A 24,925-nucleotide genomic window follows, 5' to 3' on the forward strand; every position below is an offset into this window, starting at 1 on the left:
AAGTGCAAACTAATTACAAATGATCATCCACGAAAAATCATCCCATCAAGTCGCTATCATTACCATTGAGGGTGAGGTTGATTTGTACAATGCAAAAGAATTGAAAGACATTCTGGATGATAAGATGCGCAAACACCAATATGAAATTGTGGTGAACTTAGAAAAGGTTCCCTTTATGGATAGTTCGGGAATTGGGACGCTCGTCACTGCTATGTACAAACTCAAAAAATACCATGGAAATTTGAAGGTATGTAGTGTACATGGATCGGTAGCAAAGGTTTTTAAACTTACTGGAATGGAGAGCCATTTGGAAGTATTTGATTCTGAGGAAAAAGCAGTTCTTTCATTGGTAGAGGAACGAGAACCCACCGACTAACTAAGATTTTATTCCATTCTTACTGTTTGGAAAACTAAATTTCATTTTTAGGGAGTTGCAAACCAACCTTCACTTTTTCCATCACTTCTTTTCCTTCTAATCTTTCCAAAATAAACAAAGCAAATTCAAAAGCAGAACCAGGACCAATGCTCGTATGGATATTGTTATGTGAAACAATCCTTTCTCCCGTATACTTTCCGCCTTTTCCTTTTGCCAAATCTTCGGGAGAAGGAAAAGCTGTATAAGGATCCTCCCCTGAGATGATGTCCAAATTTCGGAGGACATTTGGAGCCGCACAAATGGCACCAATCATTTTAGATTCTGTTTGGAAGGAATTTAGAATCTTACTAATTTCTGGGTCCTTCATCAGTTGTTTGGTTCCTTCGAGTCCTCCTGGGAGTAGGATGGCATCAAATTCACTGGGAACGATTTCCGAAAAAATTTTATCTGCTAAGTGCAGAGTTTTTCTAGAAGCAAGGATGGGATCTTTTGATTTTCCAATTGAGACAACTTCTACATTTCCTCTTCTCAAAACATCAATGAGGATGATGGCTTCCATTTCTTCAAAGCCAGGACAGAGGGGAATCAAAACTCGTTTTGCCATACTAAGACTAGTTTGGTTTGGAACAAAATGTTCAAGTTTTTTTGTAAAAAAACGATCCCAAGAAATGAGAACTTTCCTGAATCTTCTGGGGTCTTATATACAAGGAGAGAGTGCCTGTTATCTATGACTTTTAAAAAATCGAATCCATTACGTTACGTTGCCATTGCATTTAGTTTTTTACTGTTGGGAACATTTTTGTCACCCATCCTCACATGCGGAAATTCTTCCGAGAACCCTTTGCAGCTCAAAGCAGACGGTGGGGAAAAATTATCACCGGCCCAAACCCAGGCAGTTGCTTTAGAAGATGCTTTCCAAGAAGTTTTTGACCGCGTTTCACCAAGTGTAGTTTCCATTGCAACCGAAAGGACAGTGAATGTAAGAATTCATCCTTTTTCCGATCCATACTTTGATCAATTTTTTGGACGTTCAGGTGGTTCGGGTCAAGTGATGAAACAAAAACAATATGGTCTTGGTTCAGGGATTGTTTTGAACGAAGACGGTTATATTATGACCAACCACCATGTGATTCAAAACATGGATAAGTTTACAGTGAAGTTGAAAAATAAAAAAGAATTCGAAGCGAAACTCATTGGGGCAGATGAAACTGCTGATATTGCTTTATTAAAAATCGATGCACCAAAAGGAACACTGACTCCTAGTTTGATCGGTGATTCGCAAAAAGTGCGAGTCGGGAACTGGGCGATTGCCATTGGTGCTCCTCTTGGATTTGAACAATCGTTTACTGTGGGTGTGGTTTCTGCGATCCAACGTGGGGGAATTGATGCTTCCGGTTTATCATATATCCAAACGGATGCTGCCATCAACCAAGGAAATAGTGGGGGTCCTCTTCTCAACATCCGAGGCGAAGTGATTGGAATCAACCGTTTGATTGTGAGTCAATCCGGTGGATCAGAAGGAATTGGATTTGCTATCCCCATCAATGAAGCAAGACGTGTGGCTGAGGAAATCAAAACCAATGGAAAAGTCACCCGCCCTTGGATTGGTGTCGGACTTGATCCGGTCAATGAAAAATACATCGAACAACTCAAACTGAAAGACAATAAAGGTGCTGTTGTCCGCCAAATCATGAAAGGATCTCCTGCAGACAAAGCGGGTTTAAAATTATTTGATGTGATTGTGGAAATCGGCGGAAAACAAATCCAAACACCAGAAGAACTCGTTAGTTTTGTGAGATCTTCCAAAACTGGAAAACCAATCGAGATAAAAATCATCCGAAATAAAAATGAAATCTTGACTTCCATCACTCCAGAGCAGAAACCCAATTGAGGTGAGTTTAAGAGAAGATTGGATCCAACCGGGCGAAGATGAACCTAGCCTTCGCCCTACTAAATTGTCCGAATTTATCGGCCAGAAAGAGGTTCTGGCCAATCTCTCGGTTTACGTAGAGGCGGCTCGCAAACGAAAGAGCCCCCTCGACCATGTTCTCATATCCGGCCCTCCTGGCCTTGGCAAAACCACACTTGCCAATATCATTGCCAATGAACTGGCAGTGGCCTTTACTCCCACATCCGCTCCTGCCATCTCAAAAGGTGCAGATCTTGTTCGGTTCTTAACTTTACTCAAAACCAACGAAGTCCTCTTTATCGACGAAATCCACGGCTTTATCAAAAAACAAGAAGAGTTACTCTATCCTGCGATGGAGAACTTCTTTGTGGACCTTGTGGTGGGAGAGGGTGTTACTGCCAATGCCCTCCAGATCCAACTCCAACCCTTTACACTCGTTGGTGCCACCACTCGCTCAGGTCTTGTCAGCGAACCATTGAAAACAAGGTTTGGAATCCATCTGAAACTTGATTTTTATACCGATGGGGAAATGCAAATCATCGTGGATCGTTCGGCAAAACTACTGGGTGTTTCTCTGGGAGAAGGGGTGGCTCTTGAGATTGGAAAACGAAGCCGCAAAACCCCAAGGATTGCGAATCATCTTTTGAAACGAGTTCGGGACTTTGCGGAAGTTCGAAACGAAAGTTCCGTAAGTTTAGAAACTTGTAAGTTTGCTTTTGAAAGGATGGGCGTCGACCATTTGGGCCTAGATGCCGTGGACCGTCAAATTTTGGACATCCTCATCCACCGTTATGGTGGTGGGCCTGTGGGAATCAAACCCATCGCTGTGGTGCTCGGTGAAGAAGAACGCACTTTAGAAGACACATACGAACCATTTCTTGTCAGAGTGGGTCTTATTGACCGGACACCCCAAGGAAGAGTGGCTACGAAAAAAGCTTACGAACATTTGGGAATTGTGTATACTGGAAATATCGGGGAAAATCGCGAAAATGGCCCAACTCTCTTTTGATTTCCGGTTACCTGAAAAAGAAGAAGGGGAACGAAGACTTTTCTTCGCCTTCACCTTTGTCATCCTCATTGTATCCTTTGTACTCGCACACCTTATCACCAGGAATATGCTTTGGAAGATGTTGGCGGAAGAACAAGCCGCAGAAATGTTAGGGCCGAAAGAACAAGAAAAAATTTACGAAGTTCTTGTAGAACAACAGTTCATCAACCCTGATAAAAAAGATGAGTACAAAGCTCTCTCTAACAAAGATTCGTCGGGAGGTGGTGGACTTACCGAAAAACAAGGATTTCATACTCTCACACAATTTCGTGAATTCATTATGGGAAGTTCTGCTTCCACTCCAAGCAAAGCCCAACCCAAATCAGAACAATCCAAAGAAGAAGAACTTTTTGAAGTAGGGATTTTTAAAGCAGATCCAAAAACCAATTCCAATGCAGAAGAAAGTCCGAACCAGTCCGCAAGTTCTGGGCAAATGACAAAAATTCCTTTTAACTATAGGTTCCAACAAGACTTTTTATTTCGATGGGACGGGGCCAAAGCCCTGACAATTCCCACCAAACAATTAGCAGGTTATTATTATTTCAAAAACATGTTAAAACGAATTGAGGAATCTTTTGCACCACCAGGTGGTGGGAACTATGCGTACCGAGATATGGCAGGTATAGTAGCAAGAGAGGGAATCAAAGAAGGGGAAACCAAAGTTTTATTTATGTTAAGCGAACAAGGTCAAGTGTTGGATGTTCGTTTGGTGACATCACAAGGCCAGGTCGTAGTCGACCAGGCTTGTATGGATTCCATCCGAGGCCAAAATTTTGGCCCTGTTCCAGAAGAAGTCAAAGCAAAAGGACTAATCTTTGGAATTAACTTCATCTTTCCTGGAATTCGTTATTATCGTTAGTTTTTACTTTATTCTGTCACAAGAGTACAACCGTATTCTTTAGAGAGATATTTGGCTGTATTGGTTCTCCCGAGTCCTTTGACAGTCACTGACATATTGTCTTTATCCAGTTTGAATTCACTAATAGGAACCCACTGGCGAGCAAAGTCATGGCACTGATCTTCGGAAAGTTGCATCACAAAGTAACAACTACAATATTCTTTCGAATAAAAACTTGAGATGATGGATGGAAAACTAGAGAGATGTTTCCAGTTCCATTGTGCCCAAAACAAAATAAATAAAAATAACAAAGAAAGGATCACAGAAATTTTTCTTTTCATAAGGTTACCGAATTACAGACTCTTTCACTAATTTTAAAAAATCATTTTTGATGAATGCCTTTTCTCGATCATCGCCAAACCGAACAATGATTAAATCAAGGCTGGGAATTACATACAACATTTGTCCCCAGTGGCCAAGTCCGGCAAACGTATCTTTTGGGGCATCTGGCCAAGGTTCGTGGATTCCTCTTTCGGGAACACCAGTGTTGGCATACCAGTGGGCAGTGTAATTGTCTTCTGCTAAGTCCTCGGAATATGGTGTGGTTTTATATCCTGGAGCAGGAGTTCTTGTGAACTGCACCCAACCTTCGGGTAACAAACGTTCGCCGTTCCAAATCCCATCATTCAAATACAAATATCCAATTTTTGCCAAGTCCTTGGCTGTCATATAAAGATAAGAAGAACCAACATAAGTCCCTGATCCATCTCTTTCGAAGGTTACATTTGTGATTCCGAGAGGTTTGAAGATTTTTTCGAAAGGAAGTTTGTCGTATTCTTCTGCCCCGTAAACTTTTTTGAGAATGGCAGAAAGGATATTGGTATCACAACTGGAATAATAAACTTGGGTTCCTGGTTCTGCACGGAGAGGAAGTCCACTACAGAATGTGCCCATATCTTTGCGGCCTCTGGTATACAACATAGCGATCACAGAAGATTTAAGTGGGCCACTTTCGTATCCTTCTTCGGCGGCAAGTCCTGAGGACATATTGAGAAGGTGCCTGATGGTAATTTTTTTGTGAGCTTCATCGCGGCTAAGTGGTTCATAATGATAATAACCAGGATCGTCTAACTTAACAAGACCTTGTTTGACTGCGATTCCATACATGGTTTGTAAAATACTTTTAGAAACAGACCAAGTTAAATGTACTTTGTCTTCGGAAAAGTTCCTTGCGTATTTTTCATAAATGAGTTTTCCATTTCTCAAAATAACGAGAGCATCAGTTCTTCTGCCTTTTCTATCTGCTTCATCACCAGTTCTTGTAAAAGCATATTCTTCTACTAATCCTAGTTTGCTGGAGGAAACGCCAACGGACTCAGGAGAAACAACTTTCCAGTTGGGATTTGGCCATTCTGGTTTTAATCGGGATTTGAGAGTGGTTACTTCTGGTTCACCACCAAAAGGAGAAAGGTCTTTGCCACAATGTACAAAGGTTAATAAAAGTAGAAAGATAAGGCTTCGTTTCATAGAATTCCTAGTTCAGATTCGTTTCAGAATTCTATGCGAGGTTGTTACAGATTGCAAAGGAAAAAAGAAAGGGATTAAACTTTTTCTGCGTATCCTTTTAGTTTTTGTACCATAGAGAATAATCCGTTTCTTCTTGAAATCGAAAGAAACTTGGCAAGACCTACTTCTTCAATAAAACCTAGTGAGGCATCCGCTATATCTTTTGGAGATTGTCCCGAAAATACCCGTATCAAAATCGCGATAAGACCTTTTGTCAAAGCAGTATCACTATCAGCATCAAATTCTAATTTTCCTGATTCTAATTTTGGTGCGACCCAAACTCGAGACTGGCAACCAGGGACTATATATTCTTCTGTTCGTTTTTCATCGGGATAGGGTGGAAGTTCTTCACCTAACTCAATAAGGTATTGGAACTTTTCTTCCCAGTCGGTTAGATCAGCAAACTCAGCTATAATTTCTTTTTGAATTTCTTCAATCGATTTACTCATGTTTGGCGCCCGGTGTTGGAATTTCTACAAACTTATCTTTTTTTCTCATATAGAATTGGTTAAAGTTTTTTGTAGTTAAATTTTTTAATTCCACTCGATTGACAGTGGAAACTGTGAGTTCATACAATTCTCCGTTGGATTTAAAAAAATAATCCATACGAAGTTTTTCTTCCAAAGTATATTCCACATCATTCCAAGTTAGTTTTTTGGATTCGAAGTCCACATACAAACATTCAGGTGGTTTTGTCAGCACATAACAGAATTCACCTGCTTTGGGCACACCTTTGTAAAACAATCCACATTGTGAAAAAAAAACGACAAAAGTCACAGAAAAGAAAATTGCAACTGTTAGGCGTTTTTCCAAAGGTTTAGAAAAAAAATTAGAAAATGAAATAGGGAAAACTTTCATTCTTTTTTTTCCGGTGTTAAATCCAATTTCGTTTTGGTTCCAGGTTTTTCAGAAACCATTTTTGCGACAAGAAGTGGGATCTCAGGATTTTTTTTGCCAGAAGAAAGGTAAAAATCTTCTAAGAGATCAATCCCTTTTTGCGAAAGATTTTGTAAGTGAAAGATTGTGGCTTCTGTGATGATGGAAGTTTCTGTAATTCGGTCTGGGTTATTGGACTTGGCTTGCCTGAGTAGAGACAATGCACCAACATAATCTTTTTTATAAAATTTCCCAAGCCCACGTAAAAAGTTTTCTTCTCTTGGTGTGAATTGGATTCCGGCTTTGTAAGCGGGGTCTTTGGTAATGGTAATGAGTTTGTCGAGCCCTTGTGCATCACCAGCTAACATCGTATTAAAGGTGAGTAACCAAATATAAACAGTTTGGAATTCTGGGGATAGTTTAGAACGATCCAAATTTCCATATTCGTTAACCAAAACTTGTGGTCGTTTGACTTGGCGGTGTGTTTCGCCTAGGAACAATAATACTTTATTGTTTTCCCAATCGGAAAATGGAGAAGAAGAAAAAGATTCTGCAGTCCTCGCATTCCAGAATATAGAATCCAAAGTGGAATCAGCTAAAACGGAACTTCCGATGAAGTTTTGGAATTCAGATCCTAAATGTAAGATCAAACTATCATGATCAAAATAAATTCCGATTCGATATAAATTCCAAAACAAACTCCTTGCAATCAAATGGAAAGCAACAGGATCCGTTGGATCTTTTTCCGAATAGGTTGTGGCAATGGATTGGAAATCTTCTATATCTTTTTCTTTCAGATTTCCTGATTTCCAGAGTTCGATTGTTTTTTCTTTGGTTTTTTCCGCTCTGACACTTTGGTCTTTTGCAAAAAGAAAATAAATTTCTTTTCTATAGGTAAACCCTAACACGGATAGACCAAGCGCTAAAACCAATAGAAATAGCGGTGCCTTTGATTTCTTCTTTCTGTGCGGTTCGTACCGGGAGTAAATCGCCATCGTTTGTTCCCATTTTTTTTTGCCCTGCCCACTTGACACGGCTTTTTCTTTGTGATTTAGTGGGAAGGGTATGGAAGATGACTTTTTAGATGATGACGAATTCGATGCGGATAGCCTCAACGAAGACGTCGTAACGTATGCTTGTGAGGATTGTGACCACCGTTGGGAAGCCGAGGGGGAGGACGAATACCTCGATTCTTGGGAATTGATCTGCCCTATGTGCGGATCTTCGAATATCACCGAACTGTAATTTGTCTTATTTTCAGTATATTTTTGGTTTTTTGATTCTACCTTCGCTCCTTTGGGGCGAAGCCTCTGGTTTTTCAACCCTCTATACAGAATTTAAAAAAGGAAATTACGCCACTGTCTCCAAACAGTCCTTACAATACTTAAATGGACCTGAGGGAGAGAAGGATCCTCGGATTTTTTTCCTCTATGTTTCTACAGAAGAGAATTGGGCCCAACTGAAAACGAAGGTGGTGAAAGATGCTCCACCTAACTTTCGATCGTCGACACACTACTGGAACGCAATTTATTTGTTTATGGAAAGGGCACTTGTTTTTGGTGAATCGGATTTACTCGTTGAATGGGGAAAAGAATTCCAAAAGTCAGGAAAACAAAGTCCCAAATACAATGATGCCCTTCTTTTATACGGACTTGGTCTTATGGATCTAAAAAATGAATCAGAAGCCAAAAAAGTTTTCTCTGAAATTGAGTCGAATTCACCCTCCAAACAGGTGTTATCGCAACTAGAAGAAATCAAATCCTCGGGTAAATGAATGAAAGGCCTGCGTGTATCACAAGGAAAGTGGAAGGGAAAAGAAATCCCAGCACCATCCGATGTATCGGGTCATTTGAATTTTACTAATAGCCTCGTCAAAAAAGCAATTTTCTCACTGATGGACTCTCGCCTACTTTCCTGGGGTCTTGGTTTTGATTCAGTTTTGTTTTGTGATTACTTTGCTGGTAGTGGACAAATTTCTGCGGAAGCCTATAGCCTTTCCGTTCATAGACTCCTGACTTATGAATTAGACCAAACTCGGTTTAGGCAACTCCATTCACTTTTTCGAGGACTAACCCAAGTGCAATTATTTCGAAAAGACGCAACCAAACATGCATTAAAGTGGGAGTTGGGTGACGAGTCTGCTTATATTTTTTATTTGGATCCACCTTACACCTATTGGTCGGAAACTCCCACAAGAATGAAAGAGATGTTGGAAGGTTTATATACCTTTTGTGTCGCTTTAAAAAAACCTTTTTTAATTTTATGCCAAATACCGGAACACCAACCCACAACAAAAATTTGGGCGGATCTCCCACATAAAGTGAGAGAGTATGGAAGTCATTTGATCATTGAAACAGGTTATGAAAATGCCGAGACTTCCGATCCGTAAAAAAAAGAATTCTTTTTTCGGATTCACACGGAATACATTCGTTTCTTTTTTTTTCATCATAGGATTTCTATTTTCTAGTTCCACTCTTTGGTCCTTACCAACATACAAAGAAGTCAAATCAGAATATATCCCTTCCGATATACAAGTGTTTGATAGGAGTGGAGAACTCATCCAAAGATACCGAACCCGAAAAGATTTCCGATCGGAAGAATGGACCGATTACGATAGACTTCCCAAGTTCCTCATCGACTCTGTAGTTCATGCAGAAGACAAACGTTTCTTTGAACATAAAGGCATTGATTCCAATGCACTTATTTCTTCTTTTTGGGGAAACCTCACTGGACCATCGTTACGCGGTGGATCCACAATCACTATGCAACTAGTTTCTCTTTTAGATCCTGAATTAAAATCTTCTTCATCCAAAAGAAAAACAATCTTTCAAAAATTAAAACAAATCCAAAGAGCCGTGGAATTAGAGGAAACCTGGTCTAAAGAAGAAATTTTTACTGCTTATATCAATTTGATTTATTTTAGAGGGGAATTAAAAGGAATCAGTTCTGCAAGTAAGGGTTTATTTCGAAAATCCCCTGAGTCTTTAACACCTAACGAAACCTATGTTCTATCTGCACTCATCCGGTCCCCTCAAAGTCCAATTGAAAAAGTCATCAAACGGGTTTGTTTGTTAAAAAAAGAAAGAGATGGGATTGATGATTGTGAATCAATTTCTCGGCTTGTGAGAGAAAGTTTGTTTCGAAATTTGGATTATCCCCAATACCCATCCTTTGTTCCTCTTTATACAAAAACTATTTTGGATTTTTCATTTGCGAAAAAAAACAAAGTTGAGGAAAAAAATAATTCGGAGTTTATGTCTTCCTTATCTTTAAACTTTCAAAGAAAAGTAGAAGAGATTTTAAAACGCAATGTCAAAACCCTCGCTGATAAAAATGTAAAAGATGGGGCAGTGATTGTCATCGAGAATCGCACAGGCCAAGTTTTGGTTTATGTTCCTAATATTGGTGAAGAAAGTTCTGTATCTAAATTGGATCTCATTCGGAGCAAAAGACAAGTGGGATCTACCTTAAAACCTTTTGTTTATGCAGAGAACTTTGAAGAAAATAAACTGACACCCGATTCCATCCTTTCTGATTCGCCGGTGGGTATTCCCGTTTACCAAGGAATCTATCGTCCGTTAAATTATGATAAATCATATAAGGGCAATGTGTCTGTTCGCGAAAGCCTTGGTTCTTCCTTAAATATTCCTGCCATCCGTGCATTGTCATTTCTCGATATAAACGAGTTCATTTTGGTTTTGGAACGATTGGGAATCACGGGGCTTCGGTATCCTGAATTTTATGGGCCCTCTTTGGCTCTTGGGACAGCTGATATCACACTTTTGGAATTAACCAACGCCTACAGAACTTTGGCTAACGATGGTCTGTATTCTGATTTAAAATTTGAACTTTCCGATGTTCCATCAAATTCTAGACAAGTCTTTTCACCTAAAACAAGTTATCTGGTATCGGAAATCCTTGCGGATAGGGAAGCTAGGTCACTCGGATTCGGTTGGGATAATTTTTTATCCACTGCTTATTATACTTCTGTAAAAACCGGAACCAGTCAAGATATGAGAGACAATTGGTGTATCGGTTATTCGGAAGTTTATACCGTAGGAGTTTGGGTAGGTAATCCAACGGGAAGTCCTATGTTAGATGTTTCGGGAATCACTGGTGCAGCTCCCGTGTGGCGAGAGACAATGGATTTATTCCATGAGTCGCTTGGTTCCAAATTAAAAAAACCGAAAGAGGAAATTTCATCAGACTTGATTCCCGATTCGTCCTTGTCTAAAGAAAGTAGGATAGAGAGGACCAAAGCGACAAGAATCCTGACACCTGTGAATGGAAGTATCTTTGCATTGGATCCAGACATTCCTTTGGGGCGCCAAAAAATCCTCTTTACTTTCAGTTCTTACGATGTTTCCTATTCTTATTATTTAAACGATGAAAAGATTGGGTCTGTAGGAGGTCCATACCTCTGGGAACCAAAGAAGGGAGAATATCGTTTGCAAGTAAAAGATAGAGATGGTAAAGTTTTATCTCTTTCTTTATTTGAAGTTCGGTAACAACACATGCCTAAACCAATCAAATATAAACATAAATTTACCCAACAAGTTGTTTGGGGTGAAATGGATGCCTTTGGTCACGTAAACAATGTAACGTACGTTAGATACTTTGAATCTGCAAGGGCGGATTATTTTACAAAAGAGGGATTGTGGGACTCTCCATTAAAACCCGTAAAAGCCGGGCCTGTGTTAACACATCTTGACATGGACTACCGCAAACAAGTTGTTTTTCCTGCTACCTTAGAAATCACTTTGGAAGTGGATTCCATTTCTTCCAGAGCTTTTACTGTGATTTGTTCTATGTGGAATGAAAACGAAGAATGTGTATTAACAGGAAATGCTGCCTTTGTTTGGTTTGATTTCGAATTACAAAAACCATCGGCCCTTCCTGAACATTTTAAAACAAAATTTGGATCCAATCATTTGGTATGAAAAAATCTTCCTTCCAAGATCGATTTAAACTTGATGATGAGGTGATGAAAATTTCACGAATTTGCCTCGTTGTTTTTTTTACTTTTATCGGTTTTGGAATTTTTGCACCCATTGACGAATTAGGATTGTATGATCCTAAATGGATTCGTGTTTTACATGCTTCGGTTACTTTAAGTTTTTTTATTGCCACTTACTTTTCTGATAGGGTACGGAATCAAATCCAACCCATTATGCTTTTTTTCTTTTATACGATGAGTGCTCATTCTCTCGTTCTTTTGTATTGGAATTCACTTTACATTGGTTATCTGGTCGGAATGATTTTGGTTTTATCTTGTATTGGAGTGAGTTTTGTTGATCGCCGGTCTCTTGTTTCTTATTTGGGGACAGTAACTTCTGCAGGGATTGTCATTGGAATTTATACAAAAGAACCACAAGTGGATTTACCTCTTTACCTTTCGTCTATCATCACACCGGCTCTTGTATCCTATCTCACGCTAAACATTCGCCTTAGCTCTGTTGAAAAACTAAGAATTTCAGAATCCAAACTCAAAGGATTTCAGGATCGTATGTTAAACGAACTTGAAATGGCAAACGAAACTCAATCCAATTTAGTCACTACCGAGTGGCCTAAAACAAAAGGAATTCGCCTACATTCTTTTTTTAGGTCATTTGGCCAAGTCGGTGGGGATGCCATTAGTTATTTGCAAAGAGAAGACGGCAAATTAGCACTTTTTTTTGCAGATGTGTCTGGGCATGGAATTGCTTCGGCAATGGTTTCTGCGATGGCTGTCCTTGCTTTTAAAATTCACGGAAATCAAAATGAACCATCCGTTTGTTTGAGGTCAATTCATAGCGACTTGCAAGAGTTAGTTCCCAATAATCATATCAGCGCTTGTGTGCTCTTTGTTGATACAAATACAAAAGAAATTCAGTATTCCATTGCTGGCCATCCACCTCTCATCCGAATCGAAAAGGAAACAGGTCCAAAGTTTATGGAAGGAATGGGAACTTTGATTGTTTCCTTTTTAAAGCCTAATTTAAAAGATTTTACAATCACACCAAATTCGGGAGACCGTATTTTACTCTATTCCGACGGAATTTTAGAAGTTTTTGATGAGGCCGGTGAGATTTACGGAGACGAACATTTGTTTACATCCATAAAAAATCATTCTGACAAAAAAGGTGAAGAATTTTTGAATGCTCTATATGAGGACTCCATGTCATTTTCGGCAAAACGAATTTCCGACGATATGAGTATGTTACTTTTGGAAATTTTATGAATTTGTTGTTAACTCCATTTTTCTGGTTCAAAAGAGAATTTATCCCTTTTCGAACATTAGACCGCTATTTATTTTTAGATTTTTTCAAAACCTTTATTGGTACTCTCATCATGTTAACATCTATGATTGTGATTTATAAATTCACAGATGTGATGAAGTATTTAGTTTCTTCCAAGGTAAACCAAGTGCATGTATATTTGCATGTTTTGTATTCCTTGCCGTCCATGGTGGATCAAGTAGTTGCACCTGCTTTGATGTTTTCTGTTTGTTTTGTAATCGGTCAGTTTAGTGTAAACAAAGAGCTTGTTGCCATGATGGTGGCAGGAGTATCATTTATTCGTATCATCACACCCATTTTATTCTTTGGGATTTCCATGTGGCTCATTATGACTTTGTTCGGACAAACCGTGGTGATCCCCGCCAACAAAAGAGCCCAAATTGAATATAGCATTATGGCAAAGGGTTCCAATCGGTTGATAGATTTTGTCTACCAATTGCATATCAAAGGCAAAAAAGGATTCTATTACGTCTATTGGATCGATGAAAAAGATAATACTGTCAAAGGTGGATTCAATTATATTGAAATCACTCCCGATGGGCATCCTACGTACACAGTATCTTCTCAAAAGGCAAAATTCATTCCATCTCCTCATAGTTGGGTTTTGTATGATGCAGAAGAAGTTCGTTTCAATGAAAACTTAGAACTTGTTTCTAGAACAAAATACGCTGAAAAAACTTACGACTTCCCAGAGGATTTAGCTTATTTTTCCAAACCCATACGAAACCCAGAAGAGATGAATTTTTTTGAATTGGCTGATGAAATTGAATCAAGGATCACCAAAGGGATTCCTTTTCGAAATGTCATCATCCAACAACATATGGCATTTGCGATGCCGCTCATGTCTTTTGTGGTTGTCACACTCGGCGCACTTGCTGGAGCCATCACGAAACGTTCTGCAGGTGTTGCCAGTCTTGGTCTTACCATAGCAGTTGTTTTGTTGTATTATATTTTGAATTCGACTGCCAAAACTTTAGCAGAAAATGGCGCCCTTCCCATTTGGATTGGAATGTGGATGACACCAGTGATTTTTACTTCTGCAGCATATTACTTGTATAGAAAAATGAATATATAATTCGTTTGTATACTCTTGTGGGTTTTTGCTACTAGGTTGCAATGTTTCATACTTTAGGGTATAAAAAACCCAAACAAGAATGATGGAACATTTTTGTTTGGGTCATGGTTAAAAACTTAGCTTTCTGTTAAAAAAACTCGTTTGTAAAGATCGGTTTGTAAAATTCCTTTTGGATCATATTTTTTCTTCAAAGAGTAAAATCTTTTGAGATTGTCTTTTGGAAAATAGGATTCCATCACTCGTTTGCGAAGGGTGGAGTCTTTTGCAAAATAAAATCTTCCTTTGTGTTTTAAAACAATTTCATCCATCTCTTTACAAAGTGCCCAAAGTTTTTCTCTGTTACCTTTCGTGACTGGAAAGTCCATGGCCATAGAAAATCCATCCACAGCGTGAGTGAGTAAAAACGGATCTGGTTTGTGTTTTTTAAAAACAGATAGGTAGTTTACAATTCCACGTTCTTGGCAAATGGTAAAAATTTCACGAAACGCTTGTTTGGCGTTTTCTTTTGGGATGAACACTTGGTATTGGATCATTGCACCTGGTTTGTAAACAAACTTCCAATTGGGAACATAGTCCAAAAGGAATGCATATTCTGCATGGCCTTGGTAATAGGCTTTATTGTTTACGAGAATGCTCGCAATACATTTTGCCAAATTGATCAGCCTCATGCCCAAATGAAAACTAAAAGGACGCATCAGGATCCACATCCACTTTTTCGGGATGACATAGAAGAGGCGAGAAGGGAGGTGTTGTCTTTCGAGTAAACAGTTGCCAGGAAAGTCAGGGTCTTCACCTTCTTTTAGGTTGGTGGCTTTATGAATTTGCCCTCGACCCAAAGATTTTCCCGAAGCAAAGGCATCAATCCAACCAACTAAATAATCAGAAGTTTTATAATGTTCTTCGAAATAAGCGAACAATTCATCAAAGTTTCTGACATACACTGGATCAATTTTCATTTTTCCGGCATAAATTGGTTTCATTTTAATTTGGACTGTCAAAAAACAACCTAACATCCCGAAGCCGGAAATCGCAGAATAAAACAAATCTGTATTTTTTTTAGGAGAACAAACTAAAATATCTCCCTTGGCAGTAAGAAAGGTAAATTCTTTGATATGTTCACCAATCGTTCCTACTTTGAAGTTGTTTTTTCCATGTATGTTCATGGAAAGAGCACCACCAAGTGTTGGCATCATAGTTCCCGAAACAACGGGTGGCCAAAAACCATTTTCAATTCCCGTTTCCCAAAGGTCTTTGATCCTTGCTCCTGATTGAACTGTCATCACACCAGTTTTCAGGTTAAAATCCAAAACTTTATTAAAATGAGTTAGATCTAAAACAACTCCGTCCGTGTTAGTTGATGCATCACCATAACTACAACCACCGCCGCGTAACGCAACTTTGGTGCCTGTTTGGTTGGCCCAAACGAAAAGTTCTTTGATTTCTTCTTCCGTTTCCGGACGAAATACAGGAGATAAAGAAAAAGAACTCATACCCCATGCTTCCACTTTTTCCTTTTTAGGAACTTTAATCTCAGGAATGGATTTTGTTTTTTTTGCGACCATGTTATATACTCAGTTTTTTAAAAATGAAATTGGGAATGTTGCGAATGATAAGCCCTACAAGTGCCCAGATCCCTGGGACAAATGCTTCATCTTTTCCTCGAGCAACGATGTTACGAATTCTCTCAGCCGCTTCTTCTGCGGTGATTGCTTTTAGTAATCCTTTTTCTGGGAGTTTGAGTCCCTTTGTCATTTCTGTAATGACGAAGCCTGGTTTAATCGTTGTTACTTGGACATTGGATTCAGACAAACGATTGCGAAGTGCTTCCAAATACGTGTTAAGGGCTGCTTTGGATGTATTGTAAACAGGATTTCCTTTTCGGCCACGTTCCCCTGCTATGGAAGAGATTCCGATAATTTTCCCTGACTTTTGTTTGGTAAAATAAGTAGCAGCCGGATTTAAAAATGCAACAGCACCTAAGATGTTTACATTTAGCATTTCAAGATCTTTGGTTGTATTGTATTCGTTAGGAGAAATTTCGGGCATCACTCCAGAAGCAAAATACACTTCGTCCAATCCCCCAAGGAGAGAGACTGCTTTCCCAAATGTTTTTTCCGCTGTGGAAAATTTTGTCACATCAAATGGCAAAGGGAAGGCCCTTTTTTCTTTGGATGAATTTGCTTTTTTGGCAATGGACTCTAAGGGTTTTTCCCTTCTAGCCAAAAGGACCACGGAATTTCCTGCGTTCAATTCTGCTTCAGCAATGGCTTTTCCGATCCCACTCGAGGCACCGACGATGATTATTTTTTTCCCCATGTTTACGTTTTTTTGGTTTAATCGAATCTGGCAAGTGGTTTCAATAGGGTTGTGCCCGTAAATGAGAGAATCCTGATCGACGGGATGAATCTAATGTATAAATTTCCTGATTTGGCTTTTTGTTTGGGGGAATACCGCTTACAAGATGCCCGGGACGGGTTACTTGCCCATTTAAAACGATTCTATTCAGAGAAGAAACAGACGAAAGTTCTCGTCTTTTTTGACGGTAAGAAGGATTTTACATCCGATTGTTATTCGGAAGAAATGGGGGATTTTTCCCTTCATTACAGTCATGAAAAAAAAGCTGATGAACTCATCATCGGATATCTGAACTTATGTCCAGTACCTTCACAATGTTTGGTGGTATCTTCCGATAAAGAGATCATTAGTTTTGCAAGAAGGCTTCGGGCCAAACGAATGACTTCGGAAGAATTTTATGCAGAATGGCTGAAAAGGGAAACCGAAGAGGACGAAACGGAATTTAACCACCTGAAAGAAGGATTGACACCAAGTTCAGAAACCGATTACTGGGAGAGACAATTCCTTCCTTGATATGTTGTTCAACTCAATCCCATTTTTAATCTTTTTTTCCGTTGTTTATTTGCTCTATTGGGCCATCCCAAAAGAGGTTAGAAAGTATTTCCTGTTACTTTCGGGAATCTGCTTTTATGCTTATTTTTCAATAGCTCTAACAGTTCATTTTCTAATCGTTATCGGTATCAATTATCTTCTGTATCGCAAAATCAAGGAAAGCCCAACAAAGTTCTGGATTGGTTTTACAGTTACAATCAATCTTATCAACTTAGGTTTTTTTAAATATATTTATTTTTTCAGTAAGGTTCTTGCTGATCTAACAAACTATCCGTTCTTTAAACAAGTTCCTGACCTCATTCACATTGCATTACCACTAGCGATCAGTTTTTATACCTTTCAAGTCATTGCGGCTGCTGTAGACACTTACCGTGATTCATCAAAACCATTGGTTCGAGTAGAAGATTATTTCCTATTTGTTGCATTTTTTCCTGTACTCATCGCCGGGCCTATCATGCGGATGTCTGATTTTTTTCCAAACCTGGACAAACTGACTCCTAGTAAAGAAAAGATGTACCGTGCTTCCTATTTACTCATGTCTGGACTTGTGAAAAAAGTTCTCGTGGCAGATCCAATGTCACTCACAATCTCGCCGGTGTTTGGTTCTCCAGCAGAGTATGACTCTTTTTCTTTGTTCATCGCCGGTGTCTGTTATGCGATCCAAGTATACAGTGATTTTTCTGGACTCACCGATATGGCAAGGTCTGTCGCTTTGTATTTGGGCTTTGAAACACCAGAAAACTTCAAAGCACCTTTTTTCTCCACATCAGGAAGAGAACTTTGGAAACGTTGGCACATTACTCTTTCTTTTTGGTTAAGAGATTATATTTATTTTCCATTGGGTGGTTCACGAAAAGGGGAACTTCGCACATATTTAAACTTAATCATCATTATGACGCTCGGTGGTTTTTGGCATGGTGCGGATTATACTTTTATTTGTTGGGGTTTTTATTGGGGGGTGATTCTTGCTGGAGAAAGGTATTTAGAAGATAATCTTGGTTGGAAGCTTACGCCTCAAAAAAACAAACTTCTCATCGTGATCAAAGCATTGATAGTTTTTGTTTTGTTTTCAATTTCAGGACTTATGTTTCGTTCGAACAATGCAACCAATATGGTGGAACACTTCCATGGAATTTTTACTCACTTTTCACATAGTTTAGAAGTTATGTTTGTTGGTGATTCGAATCAGTGGTTGGTTTCGGCAACTTCCCTTTTAGGGAATGGTTCTTCTTTTCGGTTCCAACATATTGAAAACCTAGAACGAATTTTTTATACTTCTATTGCCTTATTGTTTTTTCATCACATTCAATATGTTCCAGAGTTTTGGGATCGTATTCGCAAACATGATGTATGGCTTGTTCCCGTGCTTGGCATTGTCACTATTTTTCTCCTGGCTACTCTCTCCCAAGATGGCGGAGAATTTATCTATTATCGTTTTTAGGAGACATTGTGGATTTAATTCGTAACAGATATTTGTTTGTCCCTTTTTTAGTTGTTTTTCTTACTTTTTGTCTAGATAAATTATTACTTCTCGAAAACGTACATACTTATTTTTCAAAGTCACTTTCTGATATAAATTACATACAGAAACATCAGTTGTATGAGGATTTGAAAGTTTATTTAGCAAACAAAGACCGAGATAAAGTTTTAGTTTACTTTGGAAATTCCCGCGCTTTGTTGTTTGATAACGAATACATTCATAAAAAATATCCAGGTTGGGTCATGTTTAATTTTTCAGTCCCTGGCGGAAAACCTGATTATGTATTGCAATGGATGGAAGTGTTTCACAAAGACAATGTAAAACCAGATTTCTTTTTATTCGATCATTCCGTTGAAATGTACAATTCTTCTGCCACATTAAAAGTGGATGAAACTTTGACAAATGGATTGAATGTATCTTTTGTATTAAAACATTTTTCTCTTTTTTCGACAGATGATATTTCGACTCTAATCGCCAAGCGAATGTTCCGTGCATATCAATACCGGCCTAAATTAGAAGTGATCTTAGCTCGGGCCAAAAACAAAGAAGCATTTTTATATCCCTATCGTGAGTTGCGTAATAGTTTAATGGCAAATTTGAACAAAGGAAAAGGATCGGCGATGACTCCGGGAACTCACCAGTCTGTGTTACCGCCGGAGTTATTAAAAAAATCTGCTATCGGAGATTTTCATTCTTATTTAGTACCGTTCCATTTTTCAGATCAGGTATTAAATTTTACAAACCAATCATTGGAGTTAGCAAAAGAACTAGGAGTTCCTTCTGCCGTCATTTGGGTTCGATTATCGTTGCCTTATATGGACCACATTCGCAATCTAAAAGTTTCTGTAGGCAATGGCAAAGAGGACACTGTGTATCATGATTGGTATCCAAGAATGATCGAATACCATAAACAAAATGGAGTTCCGTTTTGGAATATGAATGATGACACAAATTATACCTGCAACAATTTTAGTGATGCAGGCCATATGTCACCGACTTGTTACGATGAGTATACGGATTTTATTTTTAAGAATTTAATTCAGTCCTTTGTGAAAGGTGCTCGATAGAATTCAGTTCGATTCTGAACATCATTGGGTGAAAGTTTTTCCGGGTCTGTCGGATTGGGTTTTGTAGGATTTTGTGGTTGAGGTTTGGTACTATTTTCCTTATCCACTGAATATCCATAATAATAACCATGAACAATTTCTACTACTGAGACATGAGTATCAGAGTTTAGATTTTGGATTTCTACCGTGATTTCTTCTGGTGGAGCCAATAGTTCAAAAACCCATTGGGTTTCTCCTTCGATCTTTTCTTTTCTCAAAATAGTTGGGTTTTCGTTTTGTCCATTTCCTGAATATACAGTGAGAACCCATTCTTTTAATTTTCCATCAGTGGCCACACCAATGCCAATGGATTGAGGAGATGTTTCTCCAGCTTTTAGATCAAATCGAATGGCACCACCTTTGGAAACAGCACCATAAAGTCTTTTTTTAGAAAGAGTAGGATAAAGGGCCAAATCTTGAATTCTTGTTGTGACTTCTTTCACATTTTGGCTCAGAACGGATGGTTCGGAATGTAGGGCCTGCATTGCGACCAAAGTAATTCCAACCGATGTTATCAAAGAATATCTCATTCTCCTAATAGGACTAAAAAAAGCGATTCCTTACAAGCAAAAGAATAGGAAATTACCTAGAACAACTTCGAAATTTAGTCAATTCTTGGAGTAATGATTGGCGTTCATCCGGATCTAGATTGATTCGATTTTTCCATTGTAGTTCCATCCGTTCGAAAGCGGGTCGGAATTTAGGTGAACAGTTTTTGCTAAAGTACAAATATGCGCTTGTTCGATCCGATTCATTTTCACTGATCAATTTATAAAATTCAAATACAGATAAATTGTCTTCGCTAGAAAAATTTAATATAACATAGGTTTTGTGGCATTCACTTAATGTCAATGCTGGAACTTTTGTGTTTTTACAATTGATTGCAACATCAGATTCTAAAAATGCTAACATCTCTTCATAAGTAAAATCTCGAAATGGTTTGCCTTTCGGAACGGATACTTTTGTTTTTTTGATTCCAGAATTGTCTTTTGTTGTTAAAGATAGAGATGACTTTGATTCATCGTTAGAATCGGTTCCTGAATTGTGTTTTGGATCTTCTACCTTAACAAAATTAGTAACTACTTTTGGTTTTTGGTAAGGGTTGGTGACTGTCAAATCATACGGCCCAGTTTTTGCATCCGTAGTATCAACTTTCAGATCAATTCTTTCAGGTGATTTTACTTCTTTACTAAGGATAGGAAGAGACTCTTCTTTTTTTGTCAGATCCACTTTCGTCGCATCTAAAAAATGTTCCCCTTCAATTGTTATGTTTGAAATGGTTTTTTCTTCTTTAGATTCTGATTTTGGAAGGATGATGGGTTTTTCATCTTCAATCACAACTTTTGGTGGTTCAGAAATTATGACTTCTAAATCTTTCCATGCCGACCAAACTGCTGGTTTTTTAAAGAGGTTTAAAGGAGCAGTGCGGACAAGATAAACACCTGATGGAAGTTCTTCAATGGAGTGGAATGGTGTTTCGATTTTTTTATCGATCACAACTTTTCCGGTTTTTTCTTTGATTTGGATTTGGTAACCATTTGCTTCGGGAATTGGTTTCCAAGCGATAAGTTTAGTCCCGTCTTGTGCTCCAATGGAAAAAGATACAAACCAAAAGATAATGATAAAATGTTTTATGTTTAGTTTCATCTTTTTTCTTTATACAACCGTTTGGGAGAAATAAATTCAATATCAGAAGGTTTCAAAGACTTAAATTGATCCAAAGCTAAGATAAAACTTCCTTTTTTAGAAAATAACAAAGTCGCATCTTTATAAACACTTAAATCCCAGGAAAAAGATCCTTCATCAAGAATGCTTAAATCTTTTAAACTATGTTTGGAATCTTTCGTTGTTATTTTATAGATTGCAGTTTTTTTATCGGCATTATGTTGGTATAAAACCAAATCATATCGTTCTCCAGTAACACCTGTTACTTTCCACTGGAAATCTAAACTCGATTTCCCCTTCATCTGAACAATCGTTCCATTCGGAGACATCATTTCCAATTTTGGATCTAATTTTTGATCTGGTTTATTTGATGAAACTTCTTCTACAGGTTCGATTTTTTTCTTTTGGTCTACCACTGTAAAACTGAGAGGAGATGAAGTTTCAGTTTCTTTTCCTTCTTTTGATTTTCCTGTGACTGTTGCAAAGAAGGTACCTTTTCCTAAACTGTTCCAGTTTGGCACAAGAAAATTGGAAGCTGTTTCTTCAGAAAAAACGACCGATGTCATTTTAGAATCTTTTGCAATTTTTAACTGATAGGATTTTAATTCTGCATTTCCATCCCAAATCAAAATGGCTTGGTTTTGTTTGATCTCATCTGATGAAATTTCCGATCCATTCGCAGGCCTCATCCATTTTGGTGTTGGAACTGTATTTTGTTTTCTGATAATAAAAGATTGTACTTGGCTACTTCTGTCTTTTGTATCTGAAAAGGATGACTTGGCAGTTACCTTCCAATAATAGGTGCCTTCTTTTAAGTCATCATAAGAAATTTGATTGGCTGTAGTTTCCTGTTGTTTGATTGGATTTGTGAGTTTAGGAGAATTGGATACAATCAGTTGGTATGAGTTGGCGGTTGTGAGTTTTGTCCAACTAAGAGTTACGAGAGGAAAGGTTTGCACAAAAGGTATGATGGATCCCGACTCAGGTGATTCTCCCTGGAAGGACTCCAATTTTGTTACAAAGAATTTACTTGTTTCGCTAAATTCTGTTCCCGAATCAACTTTGTTTTTAACTTTTAATCTCCAATAAAAAGTGCCTTCTTTTAATCGAAACGAACTTTGATTACCTTCTACTTTTTCATTGATAAACGTCATTTGAAAGTTAGGTGATCTCGAGATTTCCAAAACAGGATCTCCATATCCGGATTCTGTTTTCCATTGGAAAAGAACAGATACTTCGTCTGGCTCTGCATAAAATAATTTTTGAGAAGTTGGAGAAATCAATACCACTGGAATTTTTTTAATTTCGATTCCAGTTTTTTTAAATTCTGCTTTTTTACCTTCTTCTATAGAAACAGACTTTCCGTCTTGGTGTTTGACAGTCGTTTTCCCTTTTTCAACAAATAAACTCAGTTCTCTTTCTTTTGTTTTTTCTATTTTTACATTTCCCGAATCCACATTAATTTCGCTACCAGCGCTTGTGATCTTAATTTGGTTGGGTTTGGAATCATTTTTTTTAACTTCTAACGAACCTTCGCTAAACTCAAGATTTGGTTCTTCTCCCGTCAAATCTAAGTTAAACATTGAGTTTTCATCAATGTTGATCTCAGTTCCATCTTTTAAGCGAATGAGTGCATCAGAAAAAGCTTCTGAACGGATTGTATCTTTGTTTGTGAGTGGGCTATTGTTCTCTAATTTTTCCCAAATCACTTCATCTTCAAATTTTCTTTGAACAATATTGTTTTTAAAAAATATTGTCCCTACTACTTCGCGATCTCCAATTCCAATCTTTCGATTCAAATCCAAATAAAACAAAATAGAGAAAAGGATTGCAACACCTAAAAGGGTAAATAAGACGAGACGGTCTCGTTTGTCTAAATTCATTTTTTCCCCTTTTTCACAACAGTGATTCCAACTAACTTTTGTAGTTCGCTCAAGTTTTTTGGGTAATCGGGATCTGATTTTCTTCCTAATACGGCATATACTTTTTGGGCTTTGGATTTCCCTTTTAATTCTATTTCGCCCATACTAAGTACATGGTAATCGGATTTAATTTCTTGGTAGGTAGTCTCTGTAATTAGAATGTCTGTATGAGTTTCTTTATTGAGTGATTCCACTCGAGAAGCAAGATTTACTGAGTCTCCAATGACGGTGTATTCCATTTTATCGGCACTTCCGATTTGTCCTGCAATCACATAACCAGTATTAATTCCACAGCCAATTTGAATGATGGGTTTTTTGACTGTTCCTCTTCCTTTATTAAACTCGATGAGTTTGTCTCGCATTCTTAAAGCTGCTTCAATGGAGGACTTTGCATGTTGTTTTGAATCACGCAGGGCTCCCCAAGTTGCCATGATGGCGTCACCTATAAACTTATCTACCGTCCCGCCTGTTTCTTGTACGCATTTCACCATCTCTGTCATGTATTGATTTAAAAATTCCACAACTTCTTCCGGTTGCAGTTTTTCTGAAATGGCGGTAAAACTTCGAATGTCTGAGAAAAAAATTGTACAATATTTTCTTTGGCCTCCGATTGAGAGTCGTCCTTTGGCTGCTAATTCAGCAATGTCTTGGTTCACAAATCGGCCAAAGGAATCTTTAAGTTTTTCTCGTTCTTCTAAACCTCTTCCCATACTCACAAATGATTTGGTTAAGGTTCCAATCTCATCATGAGTGGTAGCATGAAGTTCAATATGATAATTACCTCTTCTGATTTCTTCAGAAGCATCTACCAATTTTAAAATGGGCGTTGATAAAGATTTCGCAAAAACATACACTACGATAAAAGAAAGTGCGAGTGAAACAATTAAGATATAAACATTTCGTTTTTGGATATTGTTGACTTCTTCGAAAATTTTTGCTTCGCGAACTTGTGATATGACTCCAACCCCACCGAGTCCCAGTTTTTTGAAAGATCCAAGGTAAGAAACTCCGTCTTTGGCTTCATATCGAAATTGGCCATTGTCCACTGTCGATTTTTTCATCCTTTCTACGATGGGAAGGTCATTGAGGTTAATTCCCGATAATACAACTTTGGCATCTGGATGGGCGAGTACACTTCCATCTTCGCTGACTAAAAAAGTTTCTACGGGACCTGAGGTTTGGAATGCATCTAGTAGACTATCAAGTTTGACCAAGGTAACAAGTATTGTATGAGTGTCTTTGGATTCCGAAAGTGGGAAGCTCAAACAAAGGATGGGATGGCGAAAATGTGGACTTGCATTCCAGATCACTGTTGTTCCACCAAAAGATTTTTTTAACTTGGGTTGGATGTTTTTCAGTAATGCTTTTACTTCTGATTTTTGATAATCATACTTTTGTAAAAACTCATCGTTGAGTGCTTCGAATTTTGGATTTAAACTTACATCATAAGCGCCAATTAATAGAAAATTTTGATCTTCCTCAAACAACTCTTTGGCGATCGCATTGACAGAGCCTGGGCTTCTAAGAATAGCTGACGCTGTGATATGAACATCTTGTTTCATCGAATGTAAATCCGACTTCACTTTTAGAGATAAGATTTCATTGATTTTGATATTGTTTTCTTTAACCCGGACCTCACTGTCCTTTCTAAAAAAATAAGATGCTAAAAAGATGATCCCAGACATTGAGACAAGCAAAACTACCGAGGTAATGAGGAGGAGTTTGTATCGAATTGGAAACTGCAATTCCCCATGGAGGTGGGAATCCTTGGAAAAGAGTGAACGTAGTTTGAGCAGAATCGTTTTCATATCATTGGTACTTTTACCAACTTCATCGAAAACGGTGTTAGAGAAAAAGTAAAATTGAAAATAGAAACTAT

Annotated in this window: 26 protein-coding genes; 14 read left to right on the forward strand and 12 right to left on the reverse strand. The window is 38.1% G+C overall.

Going from position 1 to position 24,925, the window contains the following annotated elements:
• Window positions 1–19: 19 nt before the first annotated feature.
• Window positions 20–376 (forward strand): STAS domain-containing protein, encoded by a 357-nt coding sequence (locus tag EHR01_RS17260; protein ID WP_135696678.1) that lies wholly within the window; start codon window positions 20–22, stop codon window positions 374–376.
• Window positions 377–410: 34 nt separating this feature from the next.
• On the opposite strand, the gene EHR01_RS17265 is transcribed toward EHR01_RS17260, so the two are convergent.
• Window positions 411–980: a DJ-1 family glyoxalase III gene (locus EHR01_RS17265; protein ID WP_135696680.1), complete on the reverse strand. Its 570-nt coding sequence runs from the start codon at window positions 978–980 to the stop codon at window positions 411–413.
• A gap of 123 nt (window positions 981–1,103) precedes the next feature.
• Between EHR01_RS17265 and EHR01_RS17270 the strand changes: the two genes are divergently transcribed.
• Genes EHR01_RS17270 through EHR01_RS17280 form a run of 3 tightly spaced genes read left to right on the forward strand, consistent with a single transcriptional unit; the run spans window position 1,104 to window position 4,192 of the window.
• On the forward strand, window positions 1,104–2,267 hold the full coding sequence (locus EHR01_RS17270) for a trypsin-like peptidase domain-containing protein (protein ID WP_135696682.1): 1,164 nt from the start codon (window positions 1,104–1,106) through the stop codon (window positions 2,265–2,267).
• 1 nt (window position 2,268) lies between these two features.
• Window positions 2,269–3,294 carry a Holliday junction branch migration DNA helicase RuvB gene (gene ruvB / locus EHR01_RS17275; protein WP_135696684.1) on the forward strand — a complete coding sequence of 342 codons (1,026 nt, stop codon included), beginning with the start codon at window positions 2,269–2,271 and terminating at the stop codon, window positions 3,292–3,294.
• Window positions 3,275–4,192: an energy transducer TonB gene (locus EHR01_RS17280; protein ID WP_135696686.1), complete on the forward strand. Its 918-nt coding sequence runs from the start codon at window positions 3,275–3,277 to the stop codon at window positions 4,190–4,192. Before ruvB ends, EHR01_RS17280 begins: the two co-directional genes overlap by 20 nt.
• Window positions 4,193–4,200: 8 nt before the next feature.
• On the opposite strand, the gene EHR01_RS17285 is transcribed toward EHR01_RS17280, so the two are convergent.
• The 5 genes from EHR01_RS17285 to EHR01_RS17305 form a co-directional block, all read right to left on the reverse strand.
• On the reverse strand, window positions 4,201–4,512 hold the full coding sequence (locus EHR01_RS17285) for a hypothetical protein (protein WP_135696688.1): 312 nt from the start codon (window positions 4,510–4,512) through the stop codon (window positions 4,201–4,203).
• Between the two features lie 4 nt (window positions 4,513–4,516).
• Window positions 4,517–5,698 carry a serine hydrolase domain-containing protein gene (locus tag EHR01_RS17290; protein WP_135696690.1) on the reverse strand — a complete coding sequence of 394 codons (1,182 nt, stop codon included), beginning with the start codon at window positions 5,696–5,698 and terminating at the stop codon, window positions 4,517–4,519.
• A gap of 74 nt (window positions 5,699–5,772) precedes the next feature.
• The gene (locus EHR01_RS17295; RefSeq protein WP_100741872.1) at window positions 5,773–6,186 is read right to left on the reverse strand and encodes a SufE family protein; all 414 of its coding nucleotides are present in this window, start codon (window positions 6,184–6,186) and stop codon (window positions 5,773–5,775) included.
• Entirely contained in the window at window positions 6,179–6,595 is a 417-nt protein-coding gene (locus EHR01_RS17300) for a hypothetical protein (protein ID WP_135696692.1), read from the reverse strand. Before EHR01_RS17300 ends, EHR01_RS17295 begins: the two co-directional genes overlap by 8 nt.
• Window positions 6,592–7,521, reverse strand: coding sequence for a hypothetical protein (locus tag EHR01_RS17305; RefSeq protein WP_135696694.1), 930 nt, complete (start codon window positions 7,519–7,521; stop codon window positions 6,592–6,594). The genes EHR01_RS17300 and EHR01_RS17305 overlap by 4 nt, the downstream gene beginning before the upstream one ends.
• Before the next feature lie 157 nt (window positions 7,522–7,678).
• On the opposite strand from EHR01_RS17305, the gene EHR01_RS17310 reads away from it, so the two are divergent.
• The 7 genes from EHR01_RS17310 to EHR01_RS17340 are packed head-to-tail and all read left to right on the forward strand — an operon-like array spanning window position 7,679 to window position 13,966.
• Window positions 7,679–7,858 carry a hypothetical protein gene (locus EHR01_RS17310; RefSeq protein WP_004787310.1) on the forward strand — a complete coding sequence of 60 codons (180 nt, stop codon included), beginning with the start codon at window positions 7,679–7,681 and terminating at the stop codon, window positions 7,856–7,858.
• 1 nt (window position 7,859) lies between these two features.
• Window positions 7,860–8,387 (forward strand): hypothetical protein, encoded by a 528-nt coding sequence (locus EHR01_RS17315; protein ID WP_135696696.1) that lies wholly within the window; start codon window positions 7,860–7,862, stop codon window positions 8,385–8,387.
• Window positions 8,388–9,002 carry an RsmD family RNA methyltransferase gene (locus EHR01_RS17320; protein ID WP_135696698.1) on the forward strand — a complete coding sequence of 205 codons (615 nt, stop codon included), beginning with the start codon at window positions 8,388–8,390 and terminating at the stop codon, window positions 9,000–9,002. It abuts the gene before it with no gap.
• Window positions 8,980–11,121, forward strand: coding sequence for a penicillin-binding protein 1C (pbpC, locus tag EHR01_RS17325; protein ID WP_135697431.1), 2,142 nt, complete (start codon window positions 8,980–8,982; stop codon window positions 11,119–11,121). The genes EHR01_RS17320 and pbpC overlap by 23 nt, the downstream gene beginning before the upstream one ends.
• A gap of 6 nt (window positions 11,122–11,127) precedes the next feature.
• Window positions 11,128–11,553 (forward strand): acyl-CoA thioesterase, encoded by a 426-nt coding sequence (locus EHR01_RS17330; protein ID WP_004787258.1) that lies wholly within the window; start codon window positions 11,128–11,130, stop codon window positions 11,551–11,553.
• Window positions 11,550–12,833: a PP2C family protein-serine/threonine phosphatase gene (locus EHR01_RS17335; RefSeq protein WP_135696700.1), complete on the forward strand. Its 1,284-nt coding sequence runs from the start codon at window positions 11,550–11,552 to the stop codon at window positions 12,831–12,833. Before EHR01_RS17330 ends, EHR01_RS17335 begins: the two co-directional genes overlap by 4 nt.
• On the forward strand, window positions 12,830–13,966 hold the full coding sequence (locus EHR01_RS17340) for an LptF/LptG family permease (protein ID WP_135629621.1): 1,137 nt from the start codon (window positions 12,830–12,832) through the stop codon (window positions 13,964–13,966). The genes EHR01_RS17335 and EHR01_RS17340 overlap by 4 nt, the downstream gene beginning before the upstream one ends.
• 116 nt (window positions 13,967–14,082) lie before the next feature.
• On the opposite strand, the gene EHR01_RS17345 is transcribed toward EHR01_RS17340, so the two are convergent.
• Window positions 14,083–15,528, reverse strand: coding sequence for an FAD-binding oxidoreductase (locus tag EHR01_RS17345; protein WP_135629620.1), 1,446 nt, complete (start codon window positions 15,526–15,528; stop codon window positions 14,083–14,085).
• A gap of 1 nt (window position 15,529) precedes the next feature.
• A complete protein-coding gene (locus EHR01_RS17350; RefSeq protein WP_135696703.1) occupies window positions 15,530–16,282 on the reverse strand; it encodes an SDR family NAD(P)-dependent oxidoreductase in 753 nt (250 codons plus the stop codon).
• A 51-nt stretch (window positions 16,283–16,333) separates the two neighbouring features.
• Here EHR01_RS17350 and EHR01_RS17355 point away from each other — a divergent pair, with 51 nt between their 5' ends.
• The 3 genes from EHR01_RS17355 to EHR01_RS17365 are packed head-to-tail and all read left to right on the forward strand — an operon-like array spanning window position 16,334 to window position 19,420.
• A complete protein-coding gene (locus tag EHR01_RS17355; protein WP_277355107.1) occupies window positions 16,334–16,834 on the forward strand; it encodes an NYN domain-containing protein in 501 nt (166 codons plus the stop codon).
• A gap of 1 nt (window position 16,835) precedes the next feature.
• The gene (locus EHR01_RS17360; RefSeq protein ID WP_135696705.1) at window positions 16,836–18,314 is read left to right on the forward strand and encodes an MBOAT family O-acyltransferase; all 1,479 of its coding nucleotides are present in this window, start codon (window positions 16,836–16,838) and stop codon (window positions 18,312–18,314) included.
• Between the two features lie 8 nt (window positions 18,315–18,322).
• Window positions 18,323–19,420 (forward strand): DUF1574 domain-containing protein, encoded by a 1,098-nt coding sequence (locus EHR01_RS17365; protein ID WP_135696708.1) that lies wholly within the window; start codon window positions 18,323–18,325, stop codon window positions 19,418–19,420.
• On the opposite strand, the gene EHR01_RS17370 is transcribed toward EHR01_RS17365, so the two are convergent.
• Genes EHR01_RS17370 through EHR01_RS17385 form a run of 4 tightly spaced genes read right to left on the reverse strand, consistent with a single transcriptional unit; the run spans window position 19,393 to window position 24,854 of the window.
• Window positions 19,393–19,989, reverse strand: coding sequence for a hypothetical protein (locus EHR01_RS17370; RefSeq protein WP_244310173.1), 597 nt, complete (start codon window positions 19,987–19,989; stop codon window positions 19,393–19,395). The two genes, EHR01_RS17365 and EHR01_RS17370, sit on opposite strands and share 28 nt — an antisense overlap.
• Window positions 19,990–20,041: 52 nt before the next feature.
• Window positions 20,042–21,106, reverse strand: a complete 1,065-nt coding sequence (locus EHR01_RS17375) for a hypothetical protein (RefSeq protein ID WP_135696710.1) — start codon at window positions 21,104–21,106, stop codon at window positions 20,042–20,044.
• Window positions 21,103–23,007 carry a FecR domain-containing protein gene (locus EHR01_RS17380; protein WP_135696713.1) on the reverse strand — a complete coding sequence of 635 codons (1,905 nt, stop codon included), beginning with the start codon at window positions 23,005–23,007 and terminating at the stop codon, window positions 21,103–21,105. Before EHR01_RS17380 ends, EHR01_RS17375 begins: the two co-directional genes overlap by 4 nt.
• Window positions 23,004–24,854 carry an adenylate/guanylate cyclase domain-containing protein gene (locus tag EHR01_RS17385; RefSeq protein ID WP_135696715.1) on the reverse strand — a complete coding sequence of 617 codons (1,851 nt, stop codon included), beginning with the start codon at window positions 24,852–24,854 and terminating at the stop codon, window positions 23,004–23,006. Before EHR01_RS17385 ends, EHR01_RS17380 begins: the two co-directional genes overlap by 4 nt.
• Window positions 24,855–24,925 lie beyond the last annotated feature (71 nt).

It is taken from the genome of Leptospira mtsangambouensis (assembly GCF_004770475.1).
Taxonomy (GTDB): Bacteria; Spirochaetota; Leptospiria; order Leptospirales; family Leptospiraceae; genus Leptospira_A; species Leptospira_A mtsangambouensis.